Here is a 21,903-nt window from a genome sequence, read left to right as displayed (position 1 = left end):
CGGATAGACAAAATCCTTTCAGCCCCGAGGGGGCGACCGTGTTTGAGGCTATGCTCGCAAGATGATCCTATTTCCCGATTTGCTCCAGTTGCCCCACCAGTTGCGTCACCCGGAGGTGCGCGATCTGGCGTGGGTGATCCTCGCCCCGCCGATGCTCGCCGCCACACCGTGGCCGCAACGCCACCCGCTGGCCGGGAGCGATTGGGTGCGCGATCCCGAACGGCTCGCGCATTGGCTGCATGAACTCGACCGCGACAGCTACGGCCTGCTCCATTGGCTGTCCCAGGCCCGCACCCGGCGTCTGGGCCTGTATTACGAACGGCTCTGGCAGTTTGCCGTCGAGCATGCGCCGGGGATCGAACTGATCGCCGCCAACCTGCCGATCCGTCGCGAGGGCCACACCCTCGGCGAACTCGACATGCTGCTGCGCGACCGCGACGGCGTGCATCACCTGGAGTTGGCGATAAAACTCTACCTCGGCCCGCAGAACGGTGACGGCCGTGATCCGGCGCAGTGGCTCGGCCCGGGTTGCCATGATCGCCTGGACCGCAAACTGGCCCACCTGAGCGAACACCAGTTGCCGATCTCCGCCCGCCCGGAAAGCCGCGAAGCGCTGGCGGCGCTGGATGTCGGAACGTTCAGTGCGCAGTTGTGGCTGGGCGGTTATCTGCTGTATCCATGGCCCGGGCAATCCGAACCACCGAGCGGCGCCCATCCGCAGCACCTGCGCGGCAGCTGGTTGCATCAAAAGGATTGGCCGGCATTTGTCGCCCAGCGCCCGGCCGGACGCTGGCAACCCCTGCCCCGCCATGCGTGGCTGGCGCCGGCGCATTACCCGGCGGATCAGACCTGGAGCCACGAGCATTTACAGACCTGGCTCGATGAACTCGAACCGCTGGCCCCGGCGCAGTTAATGGTGCGCTTGACCGAAAATGCCCGGGGTGACTGGGAAGAGGCCGAACGGCTGTTCCTGGTTTCGGATCTGTGGCCGAACGTGCCCGGGCAGAGTTAGACGCTCAGTCGCAGCGCCAGCGCGGCCAGCGTCACCAGCAACACCGGCACCGTCAGCACAATCCCGACCCTGAAGTAATACCCCCAGCCGATCCGGATGTCCTTGCGCTCCAGCACATGCAGCCAGAGCAAGGTCGCCAGACTGCCGATCGGGGTGATCTTCGGCCCCAGGTCGCTGCCGATCACGTTGGCGTAGATCATCGCCTCTTTCACGACACCGGTCGCCTGGCTGGCATCGATCGACAACAGCCCGATCAGCACCGTCGGCAGGTTGTTCATGATCGACGACAACAGCGCCGTCAGCACACCAGTGCCCATGGCTGCGCCCCAGACGCCGTACCCGGCAAAGACATCCAGCCAGCCGGCCAGATCATCCGTGAGCCCGGCGTTGCGCAGTCCGTAGACCACCAAATACATGCCCAGCGAGAAAATCACGATCTGCCACGGTGCCTCTTTCATCACCTTGCGCGTGGAGATCTTGTGCCCGCGAGCGGCAATGCCCAGCAGCAATGCCGCGCACACGGCCGAAATCGCACTGATCGGAATGCCCAACGGCTCCAGGGCAAAACAGCCCACCAGCAAAATCAGCAACACCGCCCAACCGGCGTAGAACGTGGCCTTGTCGTGAATGGCCGTCTCCGGGTGCTCAAGCTGTTCGGGATCGTAGGCTGCCGGAATGTCGCGGCGGAAAAACCACAACAACACCGCCAGCGTGGCCGCGACGCTGACGAAGTTGACCGGCACCATCACCGCCGCATAGCGATTGAAACCGATGTGAAAGAAGTCGGCCGAGACGATGTTGACCAGGTTCGACACAACCAGCGGCAGGCTCGCGGTGTCGGCAATGAAACCGGCACCCATGACGAACGCCAGGGTCGCTGCCGGGGAAAAGCGCAGCGCCAGCAGCATGGAAATCACGATGGGCGTGAGGATCAGCGCCGCGCCGTCATTGGCGAACAGTGCCGATACCAGCGCACCGAGCAACACCATGAAGGCAAACAGCTTGCGCCCGCTGCCCCGCCCCCACCGCGCCACGTGCAACGCAGCCCAGGCAAAGAACCCCGCTTCGTCGAGCAGCAGGCTGATGATGATCAGCGCCACGAAAGTGCCGGTGGCGTTCCAGATGATTTGCCACACCAACGGAATATCGCTCAGGTGCACTACACCGAAGATCAGCGCCAGAATCGCGCCGAACGTAGCACTCCAGCCGACCCCGAGGCCTTTGGGTTGCCAGATCACCAGGGTGATGGTCAGCAGGAAAATCAGTGAAGCCGTGAGCATGCAGAGCGACCTTCGATCAGGGGCAGAATGGGTATCGAGGAAGCGCACCCTGCCCGTCCGTCAACTCACAGTCGAATCACGTGCCCCTCCACCGGTGCGATATGACCATGAAACAGACGAGAAATCACGCTCTGTGCTGCCTCAAGGCCGTAACTCTCCACGACCTGCAACAGAGGGTCAGTCGGTGCGCTGACCTGGCGATAAAACCGCTGCAAACCTTCGCCGACGTACCGGTTCACGCGCTCCGCGCCCCATTCGACGCTGCGCTTGCGAATCTGGATCGGGGCAAAGAAAAACACCGGTCGCAGCCCTTCGACGGCGCCCAGTTCTGCTTCATCGGTGGTGTGCGATGAGCCAACAAAACAGCTGTAGACGAGGTGACCGGTGAAATGCTGATGCACCCGCTCGCGCAAACCCGGGTCGCCGGAAAAATCCACATAAAGCGTCGGACGATCATTGGCCAGCTCCGACAACTCTGCGTAAGACACCGTCCGGCCATAGCAGCCCAGGCTTTCGACAAAGGCCTTGTTACCGGCCGACGTCAATGCCACACATTCGAGCGTCGGATGGCCGGCCAGACACACCGCCGTGCCGTAGGCGGTTTTGCTTGAAGCACTGGAAAACACCACACGGCTTGCGTCGAAGAACTGATTGTCCTGAAGGAAATCCGCCAACATCAACGACGTCAAGAACAGCGGCTTGAGCAGAATCTGCAGGTTTTCCGTTGCCGGACGGTAATACGTATCTTTGCTGCAGCGGGTGTATTGGTTGTAAACCGAGCTCAGCGTCTGCCGGTGCTCCGTGCCGTCATGGAAACCACGCCCGGTGACCCGCTCGGGGCGCACCCACAGATGACTGGCCAGCGGCAAGTAACCATAAAAACGCTCGCCGACCGCCACGCCTTCGACGCTGGAAGCAATCACATCGGCGAAACCCCAGGCTGGAATGTGGCCCCATTCAGCCAGTCCTGTCGGAAAGAACGCCCAGTAGTGCATCGAATCGCCATATGCAGCGTAGGAAATATTGTTGGTGGTCAGGGCGCAACGGTCGACTTTCAGGATCACCTCGCCGTCCGCCGCCACTGAACTGCGCTGTTCCTGCTCGATTCGGCTCTGGTCCAGCGCACTTTTGCGGGTCACCAGTCGCGTGACAGTGATCGGACTTTGCATCGCTCGGATTCCTGCTGCGTAGAGTGGCGGGGGCGCAAACGTCACGGGCCATGCGCCCCGATGAAAACTCCATCGAGGCGTGACCGATCATGGTCTGGGGCGGAATTGAAAACTTCAGACTTTCTTGTGCTGTTCCACAAACTGCCCATAGGCGTTGATGAAACTTTGCAGGAACGGCTTGACCGACTCGTTCAACTTGCCCGCCTCATCGAACGCGGTGCCGGCACCGCCCAGATAGGCTTCCGGCTGCTGCATGCACGGCACGTTGAGGAAAACGAAGGACTGGCGTAAATGCTGGTTGGCGCCAAAACCGCCGATGGCACCCGGCGAAACGCTGATCACTGCGCCCGGCTTGCCGCCCCAGACACTCTTGCCATAAGGCCGCGAGCCGACGTCAATCGCGTTCTTCAACGGTGCTGGTACCGAACGGTTGTACTCCGGTGTGACAAACAGCACCGCGTCGGATGAACCCACTTTTTGACGGAAAGTGCTGTAGGCTGCCGGCGGTGAATCGCCGTCGATGTCTTCGTTATAGAGTGGCAGATCGCCAATTTCGACAATGTTCAGCTTGAGGTTGGCCGGCGCCAGTTCCGCCAGCGCCAGGGCGACCTTGCGATTGATCGAGGCTTTGCGCAGGCTGCCGACGACTACAGCGACGTTATAGACATTGCTCATGTGAAGACTCTCGACTGTCCGTGGGAGGAGCCTGTAGTTATAGATTATCCGGCGACGATTCCACCAGACGACGAAGGATATTTCCCGCGTCCGGATTATTTTTTTCCTGTAGGAAAACTTACCGAGCTCGATGACGGTCTACCAAGCCGCAAATCAAGCGTTTTATCTCCAGAGGTTCTAAGCAGATGGCAGCAGTACTCGTCGGTCAGTTCCATGCAAGAGATGCGGAAGGCCGCGTTTATTCCGTGCATGAGTTCCAGGAATCCAACCCGTCGGCAGACGGTTTCACCGGCATGGAGCCCGTTACAACCTACAAACTGGCGATTGGCGATCGCGTCAACAAAGTCGATGACAACGAGTTCCTGCTGGTTCAGTCGGGCATCACGTTGATTCGCGAACCAGAGCCGACTGTCGCTTCATAACCGATTGTTATGAGCAGAAGTCATCCGCGCCGAGTTGGGGTAGGATTCAGCCACTGACCCCAACGGCCGGACATGGACTTCACGCATGCGTTTACGTCATATCGAGGTGATTCAGGCGCTTTTACAGACGGGTCACGTGGGCACCGCCGCCGAATGGCTGCAATTGCCGACGGGCGATGTCGAGGAGCGGTTGCGCGAAGCCGAGAGTCAGCTGGGGTTCATGCTGTTCGCCAGCGTACGCGGACGGCTTCAGGCCACGGCCGAAGCCCGTGCGCTGCAAGTCGAAATCGCCCACATCTATGACGCGCTGGAGCCGGTGCAACGGCTGGCCAGCAGCCTCAAGCAATACCTCGCCCCGCCTCTGCGAATCATCGGCACCCCGCCGCTGGCCCAGCAGCTGTTGCCGCAAAGCCTCGCCGCATTGCGCCGACGACTTCCGGACGTACCCTGCACCCTGCTCAGCGAGCCCACCCGCCACATCGTTCGCAGCCTGTTGCTGCGCGAGAGCGATCTGGGCCTGAGCCTGCACGACCCTGAACACCCCGATATCGATTGCCAGGTGCTGGCGCAAGGCAAGCTGCAATTGCTCGCCCCCCACGGCTGGCTGCAACCGAAGCAAAAGTACATTTCGCTGCAGGACCTGGCAGGCCAGGCGATGGTCGGCCTCGAAGGCCAGGACCCGTTGAGCCCGGCGCTGGAGCACAAGCTTCAGGCCTTGCGCCCGGCGCCGAGCATCCAGACCCGGGTGCAGACCCATCAGATGATGCGCAGCATGGTCGAGGCCGGTGAAGGCCTGGCCATCGTCGACCCGTTCACCGCACTCGGCGCCCGTGCCGGCGGCCTCGATGTCTGCCCGCTGTCACCCGCAGTTCCGATCAGCCTCTACGCGCTGACCTTCAAACACGCAACGCCGCCAACATCCGTCCAGACCCTGCTCGGCATTGTCACGGAACAAGCCGCGGCGATGCTGGCGAGCTGACCAGGTTTTCCAGCGGATTATCGAATATTCGATACCAGAACAACGCCACTTCGGCGGTGTTCGGGTCGATCCCGCGATAACGCAAATGGTCGATGCCACCGACCACATAACCGCAACGCTCATATAAACGACAGGCACCAAGGTTGTTGTTCTGGGTTTCAAGCATGATCCCCGGCAGTTTTTTCTTGCGGCTCCAGAACTGCGCCACATCCAGCAATGCCTTGGCCACACCGTGACGCCGAGCCGGCGCATGCACAGCCAGTTCATCGATGTGAGCAAAACCGTTCCAGTTGGTGCTGATCACCAGATGCCCCACTGGCTGATCTTCCAGATACGCCATGAAAATCGCACTGTCGGCGGCATCGCGAAAACTGCTGAACTCCTCGGGATCGATGCCGTAGCATTTGCGATACGGCACGATGGGCGTCACGCCCCACTGCGCGACGGGTTTGCCGATTTCGGCCGCGCCATAGGCCGCGACCTCGAAGCTGAAATCGCTGCCCCAGATATAAGCGGCAAAGCCATCGTCGGCGACGCGCACCGACAGCCCTGGGTATTTTGGATTCATGACCGGTTGCATACTGGGAAACGCCCTCATTCCTTGACGCAATCGACGGTGTAGTGCCGTCCATTGCCCTCATCTTCGTGTTGCAGTCCGTGCACATCGACCACGAATCCCGGAAAACTCGCATCGAACGTGCGGGCAAATTTCAGGTAATCGATGATCGACCGAGTGGATTCGGTAAAACGTTCGCCGGGCATGATCAACGGAATTCCCGGCGGATACGGCACCAGCATCACCGCCGCAACCCGGCCATCCAGCTCATCGATCGGCACCGCCTCGACTTCGCCGCGCACCAGTTGATCGTAGGCATGGGCCGGTTTCATGGCGATTTCCGGCAGCACGGTGTACATGCGCTTGAGGTGTTTGGCGGTGGCATTGCTGCGGTAACAGGCGTGGAGCTGATCGCACAGATCGCGCAGGCCCATGCCGCGATAGCGCGCAGGGGCTTCCTGGGCGACACACTTCAGGCAGGTGTCGAGACTGACGTTGGCGTCGTAGCTGCGCTTGAACTCCAGCAGTTCGGTCAACAGCGTGCTCCACTTGCCCTTGGTGATACCCATCGAGAACAGCACGAGGAACGAATACAGCCCGGTTTTCTCCACCACCAGCCCGCGCTCCCAGAGGAAACGGCTGACCACCGCCGCCGGAATCCCCTTGTCGCTCAGCGCGCCGCCGGCGGTCAGGCCTGGCATCACCAGAGTGACCTTGATCGGGTCGAGCAGGACGTAGTCGTCGCTGACCTCGCCGAAGCCGTGCCAGTCCGCTTCGGGTTTCAGCAGCCAGTCTTCGGTCTGCACCCGATCGATGCCCTCGACACCCGGCGGCTGCCAGATCGAGAACCACCAGTCATTGGCGTCGATGTGCCCACGCAGATTGGCCAGCGCCCGGCGAAAGCTCAGGGCTTCATCGAAGGTTTCCTGAAGCAGCGAACGACCGGCCGGGCCTTCCATCATGGCCGAGGCCACGTCCAGCGAGGCGATGATGCTGTACTGCGGCGACGTCGAGATGTGCATCATGAACGCTTCGTTGAACCGGTCACGGTCCAGTTGTCGCGCCCCGCCGTCCTGCACATGAATCATCGAAGCCTGGCTGAACGCTGCCAACAATTTGTGTGTGGAATGGGTGGTGAACACCAGCGGACTGTCGGCGCTGCGCGAGGTGGCCATGCCGTAGCGTCCCGCAAAGAATTCGTGAAATGCCGCGTAGGCGTACCAGGCTTCGTCGAAGTGCAGGACTTCGACGCTATTGCCCAGGCTCTGCTTGATCAGTTCGGCGTTGTAACACAGGCCGTCGTAGGTGGAGTTAGTGACCACGGCGAGTTTGACTTTCGGCTCCCGGCCCTTGGTCAGCGGGCTTGCGTCGATCTTGGCCTGGATCGATTCGCGGCTGAACTCGCTCAACGGAATCGGGCCGATGATCCCCAGCTCGTTGCGCTCCGGGCACAGGTACAGCGGAATCGCCCCGGTCATGATGATCGCGTGCAACACCGACTTGTGGCAGTTGCGATCCACCAGCACCAGATCGTCGCGCCCGACCATGGAATGCCAGACGATCTTGTTGGCGGTCGAGGTGCCATTGATCACGAAAAAGGTGTGATCGGCGCCGAAATTGCGCGCAGCCCTTGCTTCTGCCTCGGCCAACGGCCCGGTGTGATCGAGCAGCGAACCCAGCTCCGGCACCGACACCGACAAATCCGAACGCAGGGTGTTTTCACCGAAGAACTGGTGAAACGCCTGCCCTACCGGGCTTTTGTGATACGCAACGCCGCCGCCATGGCCGGGGGTGTGCCAGGAATAGTTGGAATCGGCGGTGTGCTGCACCAACGCCTTGAAGAACGGCGGCAGCAATCCATCCAGATACTTGCGCGCTGCCCGCGCCACCTGGCGGGCGAGAAACGGCACCGTGTCTTCGAACAGATAGAGAATGCCGCGCAACTGATTGAGCTCGGCCATGGCATCGGCGGGGGCGTTCTCCAAAGTGACCTGCTCACCGAGCGCGAAGATCGGCAAGTCCGGCGCCCGCACCCGGGCCAGACCGATCAGTTCGGCCATGTTCTGCAACAAATGGGAATTGGTGCTCGCGTCTTCGGCGGCGATCAACATGCACGCCAGACCATGATGAGTCGACGCCACCAGCCGGCCCTCTGCGTAATCCGTGGCCGAAACGATGCTGAAACCTTCCTGCTCCAGTTCATGGGCGATGCCGCGAATGCGTTCGCCGGCAACCGTATCGGCCTTGATGTCGCGGTGGACGATCAACACCGGGAACTTCAGATCTTTGTACATGGGGCTCAGTGTCCTGAGGCGGCGGAGAGTGATCTGCCAATGTCCTCAGGGTAGAGGGTCGGAGCGGATGTGGCGAGGGTGGCCAGTTGTCAGTACTGCCAAAAACAAAGGATCGTCCGAACGCGGCCAGAGCGCTCGGACGATCCTTTGTGCTTTACGCCTGGGCTTCGGCTTCCAGCAGCTGAGTCCACAGCGCCGGTGCGCCGGCCGACTTGGCGATGATTTCCAGGCGCACCTGGTGTTCGGCCAGCTCGGCTTCGGTGGCGCGAATGATCCGCCCCGGCTGACGATCCGCCGGCAAACGGCGGATTTCGGTGGCGGAGTTATCCGCACCGTTACCGGTTCCGTTGCCGTCGGAGGCATTGCCGGCCAGCGACAGACTGGTCTGGCCACCGGTCATGGTCAGGTAGACGTCGGCGAGAATCTCCGAGTCGAGCAATGCGCCGTGCAGCTCACGGCCGGAGTTGTCGACGCCGTAACGTTTGCACAAGGCATCGAGGCTGTTGCGCTGACCCGGGTGACGTTCCCGGGCCATCATCAGGGTGTCGAGGATCGAGCAGTGTTGCGTGATATCGGCACGATCCTGCTGACCCATCAGCGCGAATTCATTGTTGATGAAGCCAACGTCGAACGCCGCGTTATGGATGATCAGTTGCGCGCCGTTGATGAACTCGAAGAACTCATCGGCCACTTCGGCGAAACGCGGTTTGCCGACCAGAAATTCGTTGGTGATGCCGTGGACGCCGATCGCGCCTTCGTCACTCTCGCGATCCGGTTGCAAGTAAACGTGAAAGTGCCGGCCCGTCAGGCGCCGACCGATCAGCTCGACGCAACCGATTTCAATGATCCGGTGACCATCGGTCACCGGCATGCCGGTGGTTTCGGTATCGAGTACAACGGATCTGGTGGCCATCAGTGTTCAGCTCTCAACGGGTCAATCGTGCAAAAGCGGCGATGTTAACACGCCCTTGGGGCGCGTCGCCCACCGCCAGTTGATCGGCGCTCATGCAGTTTTTAACAATCATTAGCAATGTTCATAAAGTCTGGGGGAAACCGGCTTGTTAGCGTGCGCGGCTTGTTTCTCACGGACTCAGGCACTTCATGAAGACTGCACGGATTTTACTGCTCGGCGGCTGTTTGCTGATGACCGAGGCCCACGCCACCAGCTTCGTCATCAGCACCGACATCACCCTGAGCCTTACGCTCAGCTCCAGCAAAGGCACCAGCGGTTCGTTCAAGGACGACAAAATCGTGCTGGCCGCCAAGGATGATGCAGCGGCCTTTGTTGCCAGCAACGGGGACATTCGCGGCGCGCAGATGGAAGCGGCGTTCCAGCGGATTCGCAGCCTGTTGCCGGAACTGCCCGTCACCGACCTGCAACTGGCCGGCGCCATTTTGATGCTCTGATCAGTCCTGCTTGTAACCGCGAATCTCATCCACACCACGGTTGGCCAACTGGTCGGCGCGTTCGTTGCCGTGGTGACCGATGTGGCCGCGCACCCATTTCCAGGTGACTTTGTGGCGATTGACCTGCTCGTCCAGCTCTTTCCACAGGTCGGCGTTTTTCACAGGCTCTTTGGCGGCGGTTTTCCAGCCGCGCTTCTTCCAGTTGGCCATCCACTCGTTGATGCCTTTCATCACGTATTGCGAGTCGGTCACCAGCAGCACTTCGCACGGACGTTTAAGAGCTTCCAGGCCGCGAATCGCACCGAGCAGTTCCATGCGGTTGTTGGTGGTGTTGGCTTCGCCGCCCCACAGTTCCTTTTCGACGCCCTTGCACACCAGCAAGGCGCCCCAGCCGCCGGGGCCGGGGTTGCCCTTGCAGGCGCCATCAGTGAACAGTTCTACGCTATCGACGCTTTCGCTCATGCCAATCTATCCAGAAAAAATGCGTTGCCCCGTCGATCACGGATCGACGATGGCCGAGGCCGGGACAGACCCGGCCACAAATAAAAGAAGGTTTACGGTTCTATACGGCGGCGATTGACCTTGGCCATCGGCAGCGGAATCAGCTTGCCCATCGGCTCGCGGCGCTCCTGGCGCACCGGACGCAGGCCGACCACGATCTTGCGCGCAACCAGCAGATAGAAGCCGCCGCCCGACAGTTGCCAGTCGCCGGCCTTGCGTTCCCAGCCGGCCAGACGGGCCTGCCACTTGGGTGACGCGAGCGGCGGACGATAGCACCCGAAGCGGCGTTTCTCCAGCGCGAAGCCCAGCAGGTTGAGCCAGTCGGCGACCCGTGACGGCGAGATGCAGCGCGCCTGATGCAAGGCGTCATGAGCGAACACATGGCGCAGACCCCAGGTGCTCCAGGGGTTGATGCCGACGATCAGCAGATGCCCGCCGGGGCGCACGCTGCTGGCCGCTTCACGCAGCAAACCGTGGGGCGACAGGCAGAAATCCAGGCCATGTTGCAACACCACCACGTCGGCGGCGTGCTCGCTCAACGGCCAGGCCTGTTCCTCGCAGACGATCTCGACACCGGGCAATGGCGCGCCAAGCCGCACGTTGCGCTGCACCTGCGGCGCCGACGGCGGTGTTTCGGCGGACGGGCCGTAATGCACCAGATAGCCGCCGAAGAACCGGCCGAGCTCGTCTTCGAGCATGCGGCGCTCTTCGTCCAGCAGAAATTGCCCGAGGGGGCCGGACAGCCACTCACGGGCCGCACCGATCAGGGCGAGCCAGTCAGGATCGGCCTGAGCGAACGCTTTATCGATCATTGCATTCTCCAACACGCCAGGAACCTCTAAGATGCGCCAATGTTACCTGCTTGGCGAATCCGAAGATGATACAGATCAGTGCCCTGCCCGCCTTCACCGACAACTACATCTGGTTGTTACAGGATCATGCCACCCAGCGTTGCGCGGTGGTCGATCCGGGGGATGCCGCCCCTGTGCAGGCATGGCTCGCTGCGCATCCGGGCTGGGTGCTCGCCGATATTCTGATCACTCATCATCACCATGATCATGTCGGCGGCGTCGAAACGCTGAAGCAGGCAACCGATGCCACGGTCTACGGGCCGGCCAGCGAAAGCATTCCGGGGCGAGACGTAGCCCTCAAGGACAACGACAAGGTGCGTGTGCTCGGCTGGGATTTCGATGTCTACGCCGTTCCCGGCCATACCCTGGGGCACATCGCCTATTACCACCACGGCCTGCTGTTCTGCGGCGACACCCTGTTCGCCGCCGGTTGCGGCCGGTTGTTCGAAGGCACGCCGGAGCAGATGCACCATTCGCTCGGTCGTCTGGCGTCGCTGCCCGAGGACACGCTGGTCTACTGCACTCACGAATACACCCTGAGCAACCTGAAATTTGCCGCCGCCGTGGAACCGGGCAACCCGAACATTGCCGCCCGTCTGGAAAAAGTCACCCAGCAACGGCAGAACGGCGTCATGACCCTGCCCTCGACCCTGGCCCTGGAAAAGCTCACAAACCCGTTTTTGCGTACCGGTGAAACATTAGTTACACAAAAAGTGGACGAACGGAATGGCGCTCAAAACCGGGCGCCGAGTGAGGTTTTTGCGGCTCTGCGGGCTTGGAAAGATAAGTTCTAAGCCGTTCACCACTTGGTACAAAAACTCTGAATGGTTGACCGCAGGGGGTGCGCTTTCTAGAATCCCCCGACATTTTTGCCCGGAACTTACTTCCAGCCAATGTCGTCATCCATACGTAAGTCCGTCAATTCAGACGCATTGACCCGCCTGGCGCAAGCCATCGCGGTGGCTGTGTCCGCCACGCTGGCGGGCTGTTCCAGCCATGCTCCGCAGACTGAAGCGACCCATACGCCGAACATTGCTGCGCGAGCCAAGCAGAAGCCCATCTGGTTGTCCGAGAAGCCCAGCCCGCAGGTGCCCCAGGACATCTGGGAACGCATGCGCGGTGGTTTCCAGCTCCAGGAAGGCCTGGGCGTGAACCCGCGCATCGAGCAACAGCGCCTGTGGTTCGCCAGTAACCCTTCCTTTCTCGAGAACGCCGGGGAACGCGGCAGCCTCTACATTCATTACATCGTCGAGCGCCTCGAAGAACGCAACATGCCGCTGGAACTGGCGCTGCTGCCAGTGATTGAAAGCGCCTACAACCCGATGGCCTATTCCCGGGCCGATGCTGTGGGTCTCTGGCAATTCATCCCTTCCACCGGGCGTTACTACAACCTGCGCCAGACCCGTTTCTACGACGGCCGTCGTGACATCACCGCCTCGACCACGGCAGCGATGGATTACCTGACCCGTCTGCACGACATGTTCAACGGTGACTGGCTGCTGGCCCTGGCGGCCTACAACGCCGGCGAAGGCACAGTCAGCCGCGCCATCGAACGCAACGAGCGACTGGGCCTTCCGACCGACTACTGGAACCTGCCGTTGCCGGCGGAAACCCAGGCGTATGTGCCAAAACTGCTGGCGCTGTCGCAAGTGGTACTGTCGCCGGAAGCCTACGGGGTGAACCTCAACCCGATCGCCAACGAACCGTATTTCCAGGTCGTCGAAATCAACCAGCGCATGGACCTGTCCAAGGTTGCAGCGGTGGCCAACATCGACGAAGACGAGCTGTTCCAGCTCAACCCGGCCTTCAAGCAGCGCACCACCATCGACGGCCCGCAGCACCTGCTGGTGCCGACCTCGAAGGCGCAGCTGCTGACCGCCAGCCTGCAGACCATGCGTCCTGAAGAACTGATCAGCCCTCGTTCGCTGAAACCGGTCTTCGAAGGCGCTGATCCGACCGAAGTCGCCAAGCTCAAGCGTGCCTACCGGGTCAAACGTGGTGACAACCTCGCGTCCATCGCCAAGGCCAACAAGGTCGACGTCAAGGACCTGCAACGCTGGAACAAGATGACCGGCAAAAACCTCAAGGTCGGCCAGACCCTGGTCATGCAGGACACCACCAAGCGCACGCCGGCCCGCAACACCAGCGGTGGACGCATCAACACGGTGCTGGCCGCCAACAGCAAGACCAGCAGCAAGACCGACAACCAGAAACAGACCCAATACAAGGTCAAGCAAGGCGACACGCTGTACGTGGTGGCCAAGCGTTTCAACGTCGAGATGCAGCATCTCAAGCGCTGGAACCCGGGCGCCGGCAAGGCGCTCAAGCCTGGGCAGATGCTCACGGTCTACCAGCCGCACTGATAAAGAGCCCCTGAATTTCAGGGGCTTTTTTTGTCTGTCATTTTTTGCCTTCGCCGCCAGCGACTCCCACAATTAAGCGCGCATTAACCCCCTGTCTTTTTCCTGTCCATACAAGCTGTTACTGTACGGCCCACAAAGCCCAAGCCGCCTGGATCGGATCTGACTTGAAGCGTCCCCTCCTCCTGCTCCTGATCAGCCTGGCCTTGAGCTCCCCCGTCAGCGCGACGATCACCGAAAGTCACGGTTATGCGCAGTTCGGCACGCTCAAGTACCCGGCCAGATTTACCCACTTCGACTGGGTCAACCCGCAAGCGCCCAAGGGCGGCACCTTGCGGGTGATGGCGTTTGGCACCTTCGATACGCTGAATCCCTACACCTTCAAGGGCACCAGCCCGGTTACCACCCCGAATTTCCTGCAATACGGCATCAACGAGCTGAACGAGCCGCTGATGGTCGGCACCGGCCAGTATTCGCCGTCCGGCGATGAGCCGGCCTCCAGTTATGGGCTGATCGCCCAGTCGGTGGAGTACAGCGAAGACCGCAGCTGGGTGGTGTTCAACCTGCGCCCGGAAGCACGTTTCCACGACGGCACGCCGATCACCGCCTACGACGTGGCGTTCTCCTATCGCCTGTTGCTCAAGGAAGGTCACCCGCTGTATCGCACCGCCCTTCAGGAAGTGTTGCGGGTCGACATCCTCAACCCGCAGCGCATTCGTTTCGTGATGAAACGCTCGGGCAACCCGCTGCTGATCCTGCGTCTGGGCGAGTTGCCGGTGCTGCCCCAGCATTACTGGAAGGGCCGCGACTTCAAGGCCACCACGTTCGAACCGCCGCTGGGCAGCGGACCGTACCGCATCACCTCGGTGACGCCGGGGCGGCAACTGGTGTTCGAGCGGGTCAAGGATTACTGGGGCAAGGACTTGCCGGTCAATCGCGGCAAGTACAACTTCGATCGCATGGAAGTCGAGTTCTACCGCGACAGCGACGTGGCCTTCGAAGCCTTCAAGGCCGGTGAGTTCGACATCTACATCGAGCATCAGGCCAAGAACTGGGCCAACGGCTACAACTTCCCGGCGATCCGTCGGGGCGATGTGATCAAGGCGCAGATCCCGCACCAGATCCCGACCCAGAGCCAGGGCTTGTTCATGAACACCCGCCGCCCGACTTTCGCCGAGGTCAAGGTGCGTGAGGCGCTGGGCCTGATGTTCGACTTCGAGTGGACCAACCGCGCGCTGTTCAGCGACGCCTACAAGCGCACCACCAGTTACTACCCCAACAGCGAATTCAGCGCCAGCGGTCTGCCGGTCGGTCACGAATGGCTGATGCTCAAACCGTACAAGGATCAACTGCCGGCCCGACTGTTCACCGAGCCGTTCACGCTGCCGCAGACCGATGGGCGCGGCATTCCCCGTGAAACCATGCGCAAGGCCCTCGCATTGCTGGCCGAGGCCGGCTGGAAGCTCAACGGCCAGCGCTTGCAGAACGCTGCCGGCCAACCGCTGAGTTTCGAACTGCTGCTGGTCAATCCGAACCTTGAGCGGATCCTTCAACCGTACATTGAAAACCTCAACAGCATCGGCATCGACGCGCGCCTGCGCACGGTGGACCGCGCCCAGTACAAACAACGCCTGGATCAGTTCGATTTCGACATGATCCTGATGACCCTCAACCAGACCCTCAGCCCGGGTCTGGAACAGTGGCAGTACTTCCATTCCAGCCAGGTCGGGGTCAAGGGCAGCAAGAATTACGCGGGCATCGCCAACCCGGTGGTCGATCATCTGCTTGAGCAATTGCTCGCCGCCCGCACCCGCGACGAACAGGTCGCCGCCGGCAAGGCGCTGGACCGCGTGCTGCTCTGGCAGCACTACAGCATTCCCAACTGGTACCTCAATTATCACCGTCTGGCGTACCGCAACCGGTTCGCCTTCGTCAGCACGCCGCCCTACACCCTGGGCCTGAGCGCGTGGTGGCTGAAATCTTCGGAGAAAGGTCAATGAACGCCGTTCGCACCCTGCTCGTGCAGGCTTGCGGCCTGTTGTTCGCCGGGCTGGCCTGTGCCGCCCCGCAACACGCCGTGACGCTGTACAACGAGCCGCCGAAATACCCCGCCGACTTCAAGCACTTCGATTACGTGAACGCCGACGCTCCCAAGGGCGGGATCTTCCGTCAGGCCGGGTTTGGCGGCTTCGACAGCCTCAATCCATTCATCAGCAAAGGCGTGCCGGCGGACGATGTCGGGCAGATCTACGACACTCTGACCAAGCACAGCCTCGACGAGCCGTTCACCGAATACGGCCTGGTTGCCAGCAAGATCGAAAAGGCCCCGGACAACAGTTGGGTGCGCTTCTACCTGCGCCCCGAAGCGCGCTTCCACGACGGCCACCCGGTGCGCGCCGAAGACGTGGTGTTCAGCTTCGAGACCCTGACCAAGGAAGGCTCGCCGATGTTTCGCGGCTACTACAGCGACGTCGAAGAAGCCGTCGCCGAAGACCCGCTCACGGTGCTGTTCAAGTTCAAGCACAACAACAATCGGGAGCTGCCGCTGATCCTTGGCCAGTTGCCGGTGCTGCCGAAACACTGGTGGGCCAGTCGCGACTTCAACAAGGGCAACCTGGAAATCCCGCTGGGCAGCGGCCCGTACAAGGTCGCCGAAGTGAAGGCCGGGCGCTCGGTACGTTACGAGCGGGTCAAGGATTACTGGGGCAAGGACCTGCCGGTCAATCGCGGGTTCTACAACTTCGACGTGCTGACCACCGACTATTACCGCGACAACACCGTCGCGCTGGAAGCGCTGAAGGCCGGGCAGTTCGACTACTGGCTGGAAATGACCGCGAAAAACTGGGCCAACGCCTACAACATCCCGGCCGTCACCGAGGGCCGACTGGTCAAGGAACTGATCCCCAACGGCAACCCGACCGGCATGCAAGGCTTCGTCTTCAACCTGCGTCGCCCGGTGTTCCAGGACGTTCGCGTGCGTCAGGCGCTGGGTCTGTTGCTCGACTTCGAATGGACCAACAAGCAACTGTTCAACAGCGCCTACGTGCGCACCCGCAGCTACTTCGAGAACTCGGAAATGGCCGCCACCGGCCTGCCGGACGCCGATCAACTGGCGATCCTCGACCCGTTCCGCCGCCAGCTCCCGGCGCAGGTGTTCAGCGAAGCCTTCGAGAACCCGAAGACCGACGCCAGCGGCATGATTCGCCAGCAGCAACGCGAGGCCTATCAGTTGCTGCAAGAGGCCGGCTGGAAGATCGTCGACGACAAAATGGTCGACGCCACCGGCAAACCGGTGGTCATCGAATTCCTGTTGGCCCAGACCGAATTCGAGCGGGTGTTGCTGCCGTTCAAACGCAACCTCGCTGACCTTGGCATCGATCTGGTGATCCGCCGCGTCGACGTCTCGCAATACGTCAACCGTGTGCGTTCGCGGGACTTCGACATGATCGTCGGCAGCTTTCCGCAGTCCAACTCACCCGGTAACGAGCAACGCGAATTCTGGATGAGCGCCGCCGCCGACAAGCCGAGCAGTCGCAACTCGATGGGCCTGAAGGACCCGGTGGTCGATCATCTGGTGGAGAACCTGATCAACGCCGATTCGCGCAAAAGCCTGGTGGCCCACGCCCGGGCGCTGGACCGTGTGCTGCAATGGGGTTACTACGTGATCCCCAACTGGCACATAAAGAGCTGGCGCGTGGCGTACTGGAACCACATCGGCCACCCGAAAGTCTCCCCCAAGTACGACATCGGCATTAACACCTGGTGGGTCAAACCCGACACGAAACCTGCGGTAGAAGTGCAAACCCAACTGCAAGCCGACCCTGTGGGCACGGAGTAATCAGATGCTGGCGTATATTTTTCGGCGACTGTTGCTGATCATTCCGACCCTGTTCGGCATTCTGCTGATCAACTTCGTGATCATCCAGGCCGCGCCCGGCGGGCCGGTGGAACAGATGATCGCCAAGCTCGAAGGCTTCGAAGGCGCCACCAGCCGCATCGCTGGCGGCGGTGCCGAAGTGTCGGTGGCCGGCTCGGCCTATCGCGGCGCGCAAGGTCTGGACCCGGCGCTGATCAAGGAAATCGAGCACATGTACGGTTTCGACAAGTCGGCGCCGGAACGTCTGTGGATCATGGTCAAGAACTACGCCCGACTGGATTTCGGCGACAGCTTCTTCCGCGACGCCAAGGTCATCGACCTGATCAAGGAGAAGATGCCGGTATCGATCTCGCTCGGGCTGTGGAGCACGCTGATCATGTACCTGGTGTCGATCCCGCTGGGGATCGCCAAGGCCACGCGACACGGCAGCCATTTCGACGTCTGGACCAGTTCGGCGATCATCGTCGGTTATGCGATTCCGGCGTTTCTGTTTGCGATCCTGTTGATCGTGGTGTTTGCCGGTGGCAGTTATCTGGACTGGTTTCCTTTACGCGGCCTGACCTCGAACAACTTCGACGAACTGAGCCTGGGCGGCAAGGTCCTCGATTACTTCTGGCACCTGGCGCTTCCGGTGACCGCGCTGGTAATCGGCAACTTCGCAACCATGACCCTGCTGACCAAGAACAGCTTCCTCGACGAGATCAACAAACAATACGTGGTCACCGCCAAAGCCAAGGGCCTGACCCGCCATCGCGTGCTCTACGGTCATGTATTCCGCAATGCGATGCTGCTGGTGATTGCCGGGTTCCCGTCGGCGTTCATTGGCATCTTCTTCACAGGCTCCCTGCTGGTGGAAGTGATCTTCTCCCTCGACGGCCTCGGCCTGATGAGTTTCGAAGCGGCGATCAACCGCGATTACCCGGTGGTGTTCGGCACCCTGTTCATCTTCACCCTGCTGGGGCTGGTGGTGAAACTGATCGGCGACCTCACCTACACCCTGGTCGATCCGCGCATCGACTTTGCCAGCCGGGAGCATTGAGATGAACCTGTCCCCTCTCAACCGCCGGCGCTTCGAACTGTTCAAGGCCAACAAGCGTGGCTGGTGGTCGCTGTGGCTGTTCCTGATCCTGTTCGGCCTGAGCCTCGGCGCCGAACTGATCGCCAACGACAAGCCGCTGGTGGTGCACTACGACAACAACTGGTACTTCCCGGCGGTCAAGCGTTACCCGGAAACCACCTTCGGCGGCGAATTCCCGCTGGAGGCCAACTACAAGAGCCCGTACATCCGCGAACTGCTCAAGGCCAAGGACGCGTGGGTGCTGTGGGCACCGATTCCGTTCAGCTACCAGAGCATCAACTACGACCTGAAAGTCCCGGCCCCTGCCCCGCCGTCAGCGGACAACCTGCTGGGCACCGACGATCAGGGCCGCGACGTGTTGGCGCGGGTGATCTACGGTTTCCGGATTTCGGTGCTGTTCGCCCTGACACTGACCGTGCTCAGTTCGATCATCGGTGTGATCGCCGGGGCCTTGCAGGGTTTCTATGGCGGCTGGGTCGATCTGGCCGGCCAGCGCTTCCTGGAGATCTGGTCGGGCTTGCCGGTGCTGTACCTGCTGATCATTCTCGCCAGTTTCGTCCAGCCGAATTTCTGGTGGCTGCTGGGGATCATGCTGCTGTTTTCGTGGATGAGCCTGGTGGACGTGGTCCGCGCCGAGTTCCTGCGCGGGCGCAACCTTGAATACGTGCGTGCGGCCCGGGCGCTGGGGATGCAGAACGGCGCAATCATGTTCCGCCACATTCTGCCCAACGCCATGGTCTCGACCATGACCTTCATGCCGTTCATCCTGACCGGCGCCATCGGCACCCTCACCGCGCTGGATTTCCTCGGCTTCGGCTTGCCGGCCGGCAGTCCGTCGCTGGGTGAACTGGTGGCCCAGGGCAAATCGAACCTGCAGGCGCCGTGGCTGGGGATGAGCGCGTTTGCGGTGCTGGCACTGATGTTGAGCCTGCTGGTGTTTATCGGCGAGTCCGCTCGCGATGCCTTCGACCCGAGGAAGTGAAATGAATCAGGACAATCTGATCGAAGTGCGCGACCTCGCCGTCGAATTCGGCACGGGCGAACGCTCGCACCGGGTGGTCGAAGGCGTCAGCTTCGACATCAAGCGTGGCGAAACCCTGGCCTTGGTCGGCGAGTCCGGCTCGGGCAAGTCGGTGACGGCGCACTCGATCCTGCGCCTGCTGCCCTACCCGCTGGCGCGGCATCCGGCCGGCAGCATCACCTATTCCGGGCAAAACCTGCTGGAACTGAGCGAAAAGACCATCCGCCACATCCGCGGCAACCGGATCGCGATGATCTTTCAGGAGCCGATGACCTCGCTCAACCCGCTGCACTCGATCGAAAAGCAGATCAACGAAGTGCTCGGCATCCACAAGGGCCTGACCGGCAAAGTCGCGACCAAGCGTACGCTGGAGTTGCTGGAGATGGTCGGCATCCCCGAGCCGCAAAAGCGCCTCAAGGCCCTGCCCCACGAGTTGTCCGGCGGTCAGCGCCAGCGCGTGATGATCGCCATGGCCCTGGCCAACGAGCCGGAACTGCTGATCGCCGACGAACCGACCACCGCGCTGGACGTGACCGTTCAGCTGAAAATCCTCGACCTGCTCAAGGAATTGCAGGCTCGATTGGGCATGGCGCTGCTACTGATCAGTCACGATTTGAACCTGGTGCGAAGAATTGCGCATCGCGTATGTGTCATGCAGCGCGGTTGCATCGTCGAACAGGCATCGTGCGAAGAACTGTTCCGTTCTCCGCAGCATCCGTACACTCGGGAGCTGCTGGCGGCGGAGCCCAGCGGAGGCCCGGCGAGCAATAAAATCGGGGCGCCGCTGTTGCAGGTCGAGGACTTGAAAGTCTGGTTCCCGATCAAGAAAGGCCTGCTCAAGCGCACGGTGGATCACGTCAAGGCAGTGGACGGCATCAATTTCAGCCTGCCTCAGGGGCAGACCCTGGGGATCGTGGGAGAAAGCGGTTCCGGCAAGTCCACTCTGGGCCTGGCGATTTTGCGGTTGATCGGCAGCAAAGGCGCGATCCGTTTTGAAGGCAAGCAGCTAGACTGCCTGACGCAGAACGAGGTTCGCCCGTTGCGTCGGGAGATGCAGGTGGTGTTTCAGGACCCGTTTGGCAGCCTGAGCCCGCGGATGTGCGTGAGCGACATCGTTGGCGAAGGCTTGCGGATCCACAAGATGGGCACCGCCGCCGAGCAGGAAGCGGCGATTATTGCGGCATTGAAGGAGGTAGGTCTGGATCCGGAAACCCGGCACCGCTACCCCCATGAATTTTCCGGTGGGCAGCGGCAGCGTATCGCCATTGCCCGGGCCCTGGTGCTCAAACCGGCGCTGATCCTGCTGGACGAGCCGACTTCGGCGCTCGACCGGACGGTGCAGCGGCAAGTGGTGGAGCTGTTGCGTTCACTGCAAGCCAAGTACAACCTGACGTATTTGTTCATCAGCCATGATCTGGCTGTTGTGAAAGCGCTGAGCCACCAGCTGATGGTGGTCAAGCATGGCCAAGTGGTCGAACAGGGAGACGCGCAAGCAATCTTTGCCGCCCCCCAACATCCGTATACACAGCAGTTGCTGGAAGCCGCTTTTCTGGCACCAGCCACTGCGCAATAACCTGAAAGAGGAGCAACACATGGGTTTTCTCGCCGGTAAGCGCGTACTGATCGTCGGTGTCGCCAGCAAGCTGTCCATCGCATCCGGCATCGCTGCCGCCATGCATCGCGAGGGCGCTGAGCTTGCCTTCACTTATCAGAACGACAAACTGAAAGGTCGTGTCGAAGAATTCGCACAGGGCTGGGGCTCGAGCCCTGAGCTGTGCTTCCCGTGCGACGTGGCCAGCGATGAAGAAATCGCCAAGGTCTTCGAAGAGCTGAGCAAGAAGTGGGACGGCCTGGACTGCATCGTGCACTCCGTCGGCTTCGCACCGGGCGACCAACTGGATGGCGACTTCACCGAAGCCACCACCCGCGAAGGTTTCCGCATCGCTCACGACATCAGCGCCTACAGCTTCGTGGCCCTGGCCAAGGCCGGTCGCGAAATGATGAAAGGCCGCAACGGCAGCCTGCTGACCCTGTCGTACCTGGGCGCCGAGCGCACCATGCCTAACTACAACGTGATGGGCATGGCCAAGGCTTCGCTGGAAGCCGGCGTCCGTTACCTGGCCGGCTCCCTGGGCCCGGACGGCACCCGCGTCAACTGCGTATCGGCCGGTCCGATCCGCACTCTGGCAGCTTCGGGCATCAAGAACTTCCGCAAGATGCTGGCCGCCAACGAAGCGCAAACCCCGCTGCGTCGCAACGTCACCATCGAAGAAGTCGGCAACGCCGGCGCCTTCCTGTGCTCCGACCTGGCGTCGGGCATCAGCGGTGAAATCATGTACGTGGACGGCGGCTTCAACACCACCGCCATGGGCAACATCGAAGAGTAATCTTCGCGCTGCCGATAAAAAGCCCGCCAATTGG

At 61.3% G+C, this 21,903-nt stretch carries 20 protein-coding genes; 12 read left to right on the top strand and 8 right to left on the bottom strand.

All coding sequences use genetic code 11. The annotated features are described in order from the left end of the window. Positions 1 to 61 precede the first annotated feature (61 nt). Positions 62 to 1,012 (top strand): DUF1853 family protein, encoded by a 951-nt coding sequence (locus AC3WRD_RS20515; RefSeq protein ID WP_102621884.1) that lies wholly within the window; start codon positions 62 to 64, stop codon positions 1,010 to 1,012. Here AC3WRD_RS20515 and AC3WRD_RS20510 read toward each other — a convergent pair. From AC3WRD_RS20510 to AC3WRD_RS20500, 3 genes are all read right to left on the bottom strand, one after another. Further along, positions 1,009 to 2,292: an arsenic transporter gene (locus AC3WRD_RS20510; RefSeq protein ID WP_102621885.1), complete on the bottom strand. Its 1,284-nt coding sequence runs from the start codon at positions 2,290 to 2,292 to the stop codon at positions 1,009 to 1,011. The two genes, AC3WRD_RS20515 and AC3WRD_RS20510, sit on opposite strands and share 4 nt — an antisense overlap. Positions 2,293 to 2,357: 65 nt before the next feature. Next, positions 2,358 to 3,461, bottom strand: a complete 1,104-nt coding sequence (locus AC3WRD_RS20505; protein ID WP_102621886.1) for a DUF2855 family protein — start codon at positions 3,459 to 3,461, stop codon at positions 2,358 to 2,360. A gap of 114 nt (positions 3,462 to 3,575) precedes the next feature. After that, a complete protein-coding gene (locus tag AC3WRD_RS20500; RefSeq protein WP_096820540.1) occupies positions 3,576 to 4,136 on the bottom strand; it encodes an NADPH-dependent FMN reductase in 561 nt (186 codons plus the stop codon). A 185-nt stretch (positions 4,137 to 4,321) separates the two neighbouring features. Between AC3WRD_RS20500 and AC3WRD_RS20495 the strand changes: the two genes are divergently transcribed. Together AC3WRD_RS20495 and AC3WRD_RS20490 are read left to right on the top strand one after the other, a co-directional pair. Beyond that, a complete protein-coding gene (locus AC3WRD_RS20495; protein ID WP_085733066.1) occupies positions 4,322 to 4,558 on the top strand; it encodes a hypothetical protein in 237 nt (78 codons plus the stop codon). Between the two features lie 85 nt (positions 4,559 to 4,643). Beyond that, entirely contained in the window at positions 4,644 to 5,537 is an 894-nt protein-coding gene (locus AC3WRD_RS20490; protein WP_102621887.1) for a LysR substrate-binding domain-containing protein, read from the top strand. On the opposite strand, the gene AC3WRD_RS20485 is transcribed toward AC3WRD_RS20490, so the two are convergent. The 3 genes from AC3WRD_RS20485 to dnaQ all read right to left on the bottom strand — a co-directional run bounded on the left by AC3WRD_RS20485 (position 5,503) and on the right by dnaQ (position 9,300). After that, on the bottom strand, positions 5,503 to 6,117 hold the full coding sequence (locus AC3WRD_RS20485) for a GNAT family N-acetyltransferase (RefSeq protein ID WP_102621888.1): 615 nt from the start codon (positions 6,115 to 6,117) through the stop codon (positions 5,503 to 5,505). The two genes, AC3WRD_RS20490 and AC3WRD_RS20485, sit on opposite strands and share 35 nt — an antisense overlap. Positions 6,118 to 6,131: 14 nt before the next feature. After that, positions 6,132 to 8,387 carry an Orn/Lys/Arg family decarboxylase gene (locus AC3WRD_RS20480; RefSeq protein WP_102621889.1) on the bottom strand — a complete coding sequence of 752 codons (2,256 nt, stop codon included), beginning with the start codon at positions 8,385 to 8,387 and terminating at the stop codon, positions 6,132 to 6,134. Between the two features lie 154 nt (positions 8,388 to 8,541). After that, a complete protein-coding gene (dnaQ, locus tag AC3WRD_RS20475; RefSeq protein ID WP_096820536.1) occupies positions 8,542 to 9,300 on the bottom strand; it encodes a DNA polymerase III subunit epsilon in 759 nt (252 codons plus the stop codon). Between the two features lie 188 nt (positions 9,301 to 9,488). On the opposite strand from dnaQ, the gene AC3WRD_RS20470 reads away from it, so the two are divergent. Continuing rightward, a complete protein-coding gene (locus AC3WRD_RS20470; protein ID WP_102621890.1) occupies positions 9,489 to 9,794 on the top strand; it encodes a DUF2388 domain-containing protein in 306 nt (101 codons plus the stop codon). Here AC3WRD_RS20470 and rnhA read toward each other — a convergent pair whose 3' ends face one another. Both rnhA and AC3WRD_RS20460 read right to left on the bottom strand, forming a co-directional pair. Further along, positions 9,795 to 10,256: a ribonuclease HI gene (rnhA, locus tag AC3WRD_RS20465; RefSeq protein ID WP_096820534.1), complete on the bottom strand. Its 462-nt coding sequence runs from the start codon at positions 10,254 to 10,256 to the stop codon at positions 9,795 to 9,797. A 92-nt stretch (positions 10,257 to 10,348) separates the two neighbouring features. Next, positions 10,349 to 11,107 carry a methyltransferase domain-containing protein gene (locus AC3WRD_RS20460; protein WP_011333614.1) on the bottom strand — a complete coding sequence of 253 codons (759 nt, stop codon included), beginning with the start codon at positions 11,105 to 11,107 and terminating at the stop codon, positions 10,349 to 10,351. Positions 11,108 to 11,172: 65 nt separating this feature from the next. Here AC3WRD_RS20460 and gloB point away from each other — a divergent pair, with 65 nt between their 5' ends. From gloB to fabI, 8 genes are all read left to right on the top strand, one after another. After that, positions 11,173 to 11,940: a hydroxyacylglutathione hydrolase gene (gene gloB / locus AC3WRD_RS20455; protein WP_102621940.1), complete on the top strand. Its 768-nt coding sequence runs from the start codon at positions 11,173 to 11,175 to the stop codon at positions 11,938 to 11,940. A gap of 99 nt (positions 11,941 to 12,039) precedes the next feature. Next, complete coding sequence (locus tag AC3WRD_RS20450) at positions 12,040 to 13,509, top strand: transglycosylase SLT domain-containing protein (RefSeq protein WP_096820533.1); 1,470 nt, start codon at positions 12,040 to 12,042, stop codon at positions 13,507 to 13,509. Positions 13,510 to 13,673: 164 nt separating this feature from the next. Beyond that, a complete protein-coding gene (locus tag AC3WRD_RS20445) occupies positions 13,674 to 15,506 on the top strand; it encodes an extracellular solute-binding protein (RefSeq protein ID WP_096820532.1) in 1,833 nt (610 codons plus the stop codon). Further along, positions 15,503 to 17,344, top strand: a complete 1,842-nt coding sequence (locus tag AC3WRD_RS20440) for an extracellular solute-binding protein (protein WP_102621891.1) — start codon at positions 15,503 to 15,505, stop codon at positions 17,342 to 17,344. Before AC3WRD_RS20445 ends, AC3WRD_RS20440 begins: the two co-directional genes overlap by 4 nt. A gap of 4 nt (positions 17,345 to 17,348) precedes the next feature. Then, complete coding sequence (locus tag AC3WRD_RS20435; protein ID WP_085708600.1) at positions 17,349 to 18,422, top strand: microcin C ABC transporter permease YejB; 1,074 nt, start codon at positions 17,349 to 17,351, stop codon at positions 18,420 to 18,422. Position 18,423: 1 nt separating this feature from the next. Next, entirely contained in the window at positions 18,424 to 19,443 is a 1,020-nt protein-coding gene (locus tag AC3WRD_RS20430; RefSeq protein ID WP_102621892.1) for an ABC transporter permease, read from the top strand. Position 19,444: 1 nt separating this feature from the next. Next, complete coding sequence (locus tag AC3WRD_RS20425) at positions 19,445 to 21,055, top strand: ABC transporter ATP-binding protein (RefSeq protein ID WP_102621893.1); 1,611 nt, start codon at positions 19,445 to 19,447, stop codon at positions 21,053 to 21,055. Positions 21,056 to 21,074: 19 nt separating this feature from the next. Then, positions 21,075 to 21,869: an enoyl-ACP reductase FabI gene (fabI, locus tag AC3WRD_RS20420; RefSeq protein WP_003202751.1), complete on the top strand. Its 795-nt coding sequence runs from the start codon at positions 21,075 to 21,077 to the stop codon at positions 21,867 to 21,869. The last annotated feature ends 34 nt before the right edge of the window (positions 21,870 to 21,903 follow it).

Source organism: Pseudomonas sp. FW215-R2 (assembly GCF_058789255.1).
Note: the sequence above shows the minus strand (reverse complement) of the source record. Positions and strands in the feature narration are given on the sequence as shown.

Excerpts from the sequence above, each read along its gene's own strand:
- rnhA (WP_096820534.1), bottom strand. The coding sequence starts at position 10,256 with ATGAGCGAAAGCGTCGATAGCGTAGAACTGTTCACTGATGGCGCCTGC.
- dnaQ (WP_096820536.1), bottom strand. The coding sequence starts at position 9,300 with ATGGCCACCAGATCCGTTGTACTCGATACCGAAACCACCGGCATGCCG.
- AC3WRD_RS20495 (WP_085733066.1), top strand. The coding sequence starts at position 4,322 with ATGGCAGCAGTACTCGTCGGTCAGTTCCATGCAAGAGATGCGGAAGGC.
- AC3WRD_RS20450 (WP_096820533.1), top strand. The coding sequence starts at position 12,040 with ATGTCGTCATCCATACGTAAGTCCGTCAATTCAGACGCATTGACCCGC.
- AC3WRD_RS20490 (WP_102621887.1), top strand. The coding sequence starts at position 4,644 with ATGCGTTTACGTCATATCGAGGTGATTCAGGCGCTTTTACAGACGGGT.
- AC3WRD_RS20485 (WP_102621888.1), bottom strand. The coding sequence starts at position 6,117 with ATGCAACCGGTCATGAATCCAAAATACCCAGGGCTGTCGGTGCGCGTC.
- AC3WRD_RS20440 (WP_102621891.1), top strand. The coding sequence starts at position 15,503 with ATGAACGCCGTTCGCACCCTGCTCGTGCAGGCTTGCGGCCTGTTGTTC.
- AC3WRD_RS20480 (WP_102621889.1), bottom strand. The coding sequence starts at position 8,387 with ATGTACAAAGATCTGAAGTTCCCGGTGTTGATCGTCCACCGCGACATC.
- AC3WRD_RS20470 (WP_102621890.1), top strand. The coding sequence starts at position 9,489 with ATGAAGACTGCACGGATTTTACTGCTCGGCGGCTGTTTGCTGATGACC.
- fabI (WP_003202751.1), top strand. The coding sequence starts at position 21,075 with ATGGGTTTTCTCGCCGGTAAGCGCGTACTGATCGTCGGTGTCGCCAGC.
- AC3WRD_RS20460 (WP_011333614.1), bottom strand. The coding sequence starts at position 11,107 with ATGATCGATAAAGCGTTCGCTCAGGCCGATCCTGACTGGCTCGCCCTG.
- AC3WRD_RS20510 (WP_102621885.1), bottom strand. The coding sequence starts at position 2,292 with ATGCTCACGGCTTCACTGATTTTCCTGCTGACCATCACCCTGGTGATC.
- AC3WRD_RS20425 (WP_102621893.1), top strand. The coding sequence starts at position 19,445 with ATGAATCAGGACAATCTGATCGAAGTGCGCGACCTCGCCGTCGAATTC.
- AC3WRD_RS20430 (WP_102621892.1), top strand. The coding sequence starts at position 18,424 with ATGAACCTGTCCCCTCTCAACCGCCGGCGCTTCGAACTGTTCAAGGCC.
- AC3WRD_RS20435 (WP_085708600.1), top strand. The coding sequence starts at position 17,349 with ATGCTGGCGTATATTTTTCGGCGACTGTTGCTGATCATTCCGACCCTG.
- AC3WRD_RS20500 (WP_096820540.1), bottom strand. The coding sequence starts at position 4,136 with ATGAGCAATGTCTATAACGTCGCTGTAGTCGTCGGCAGCCTGCGCAAA.
- AC3WRD_RS20515 (WP_102621884.1), top strand. The coding sequence starts at position 62 with ATGATCCTATTTCCCGATTTGCTCCAGTTGCCCCACCAGTTGCGTCAC.
- gloB (WP_102621940.1), top strand. The coding sequence starts at position 11,173 with ATGATACAGATCAGTGCCCTGCCCGCCTTCACCGACAACTACATCTGG.
- AC3WRD_RS20505 (WP_102621886.1), bottom strand. The coding sequence starts at position 3,461 with ATGCAAAGTCCGATCACTGTCACGCGACTGGTGACCCGCAAAAGTGCG.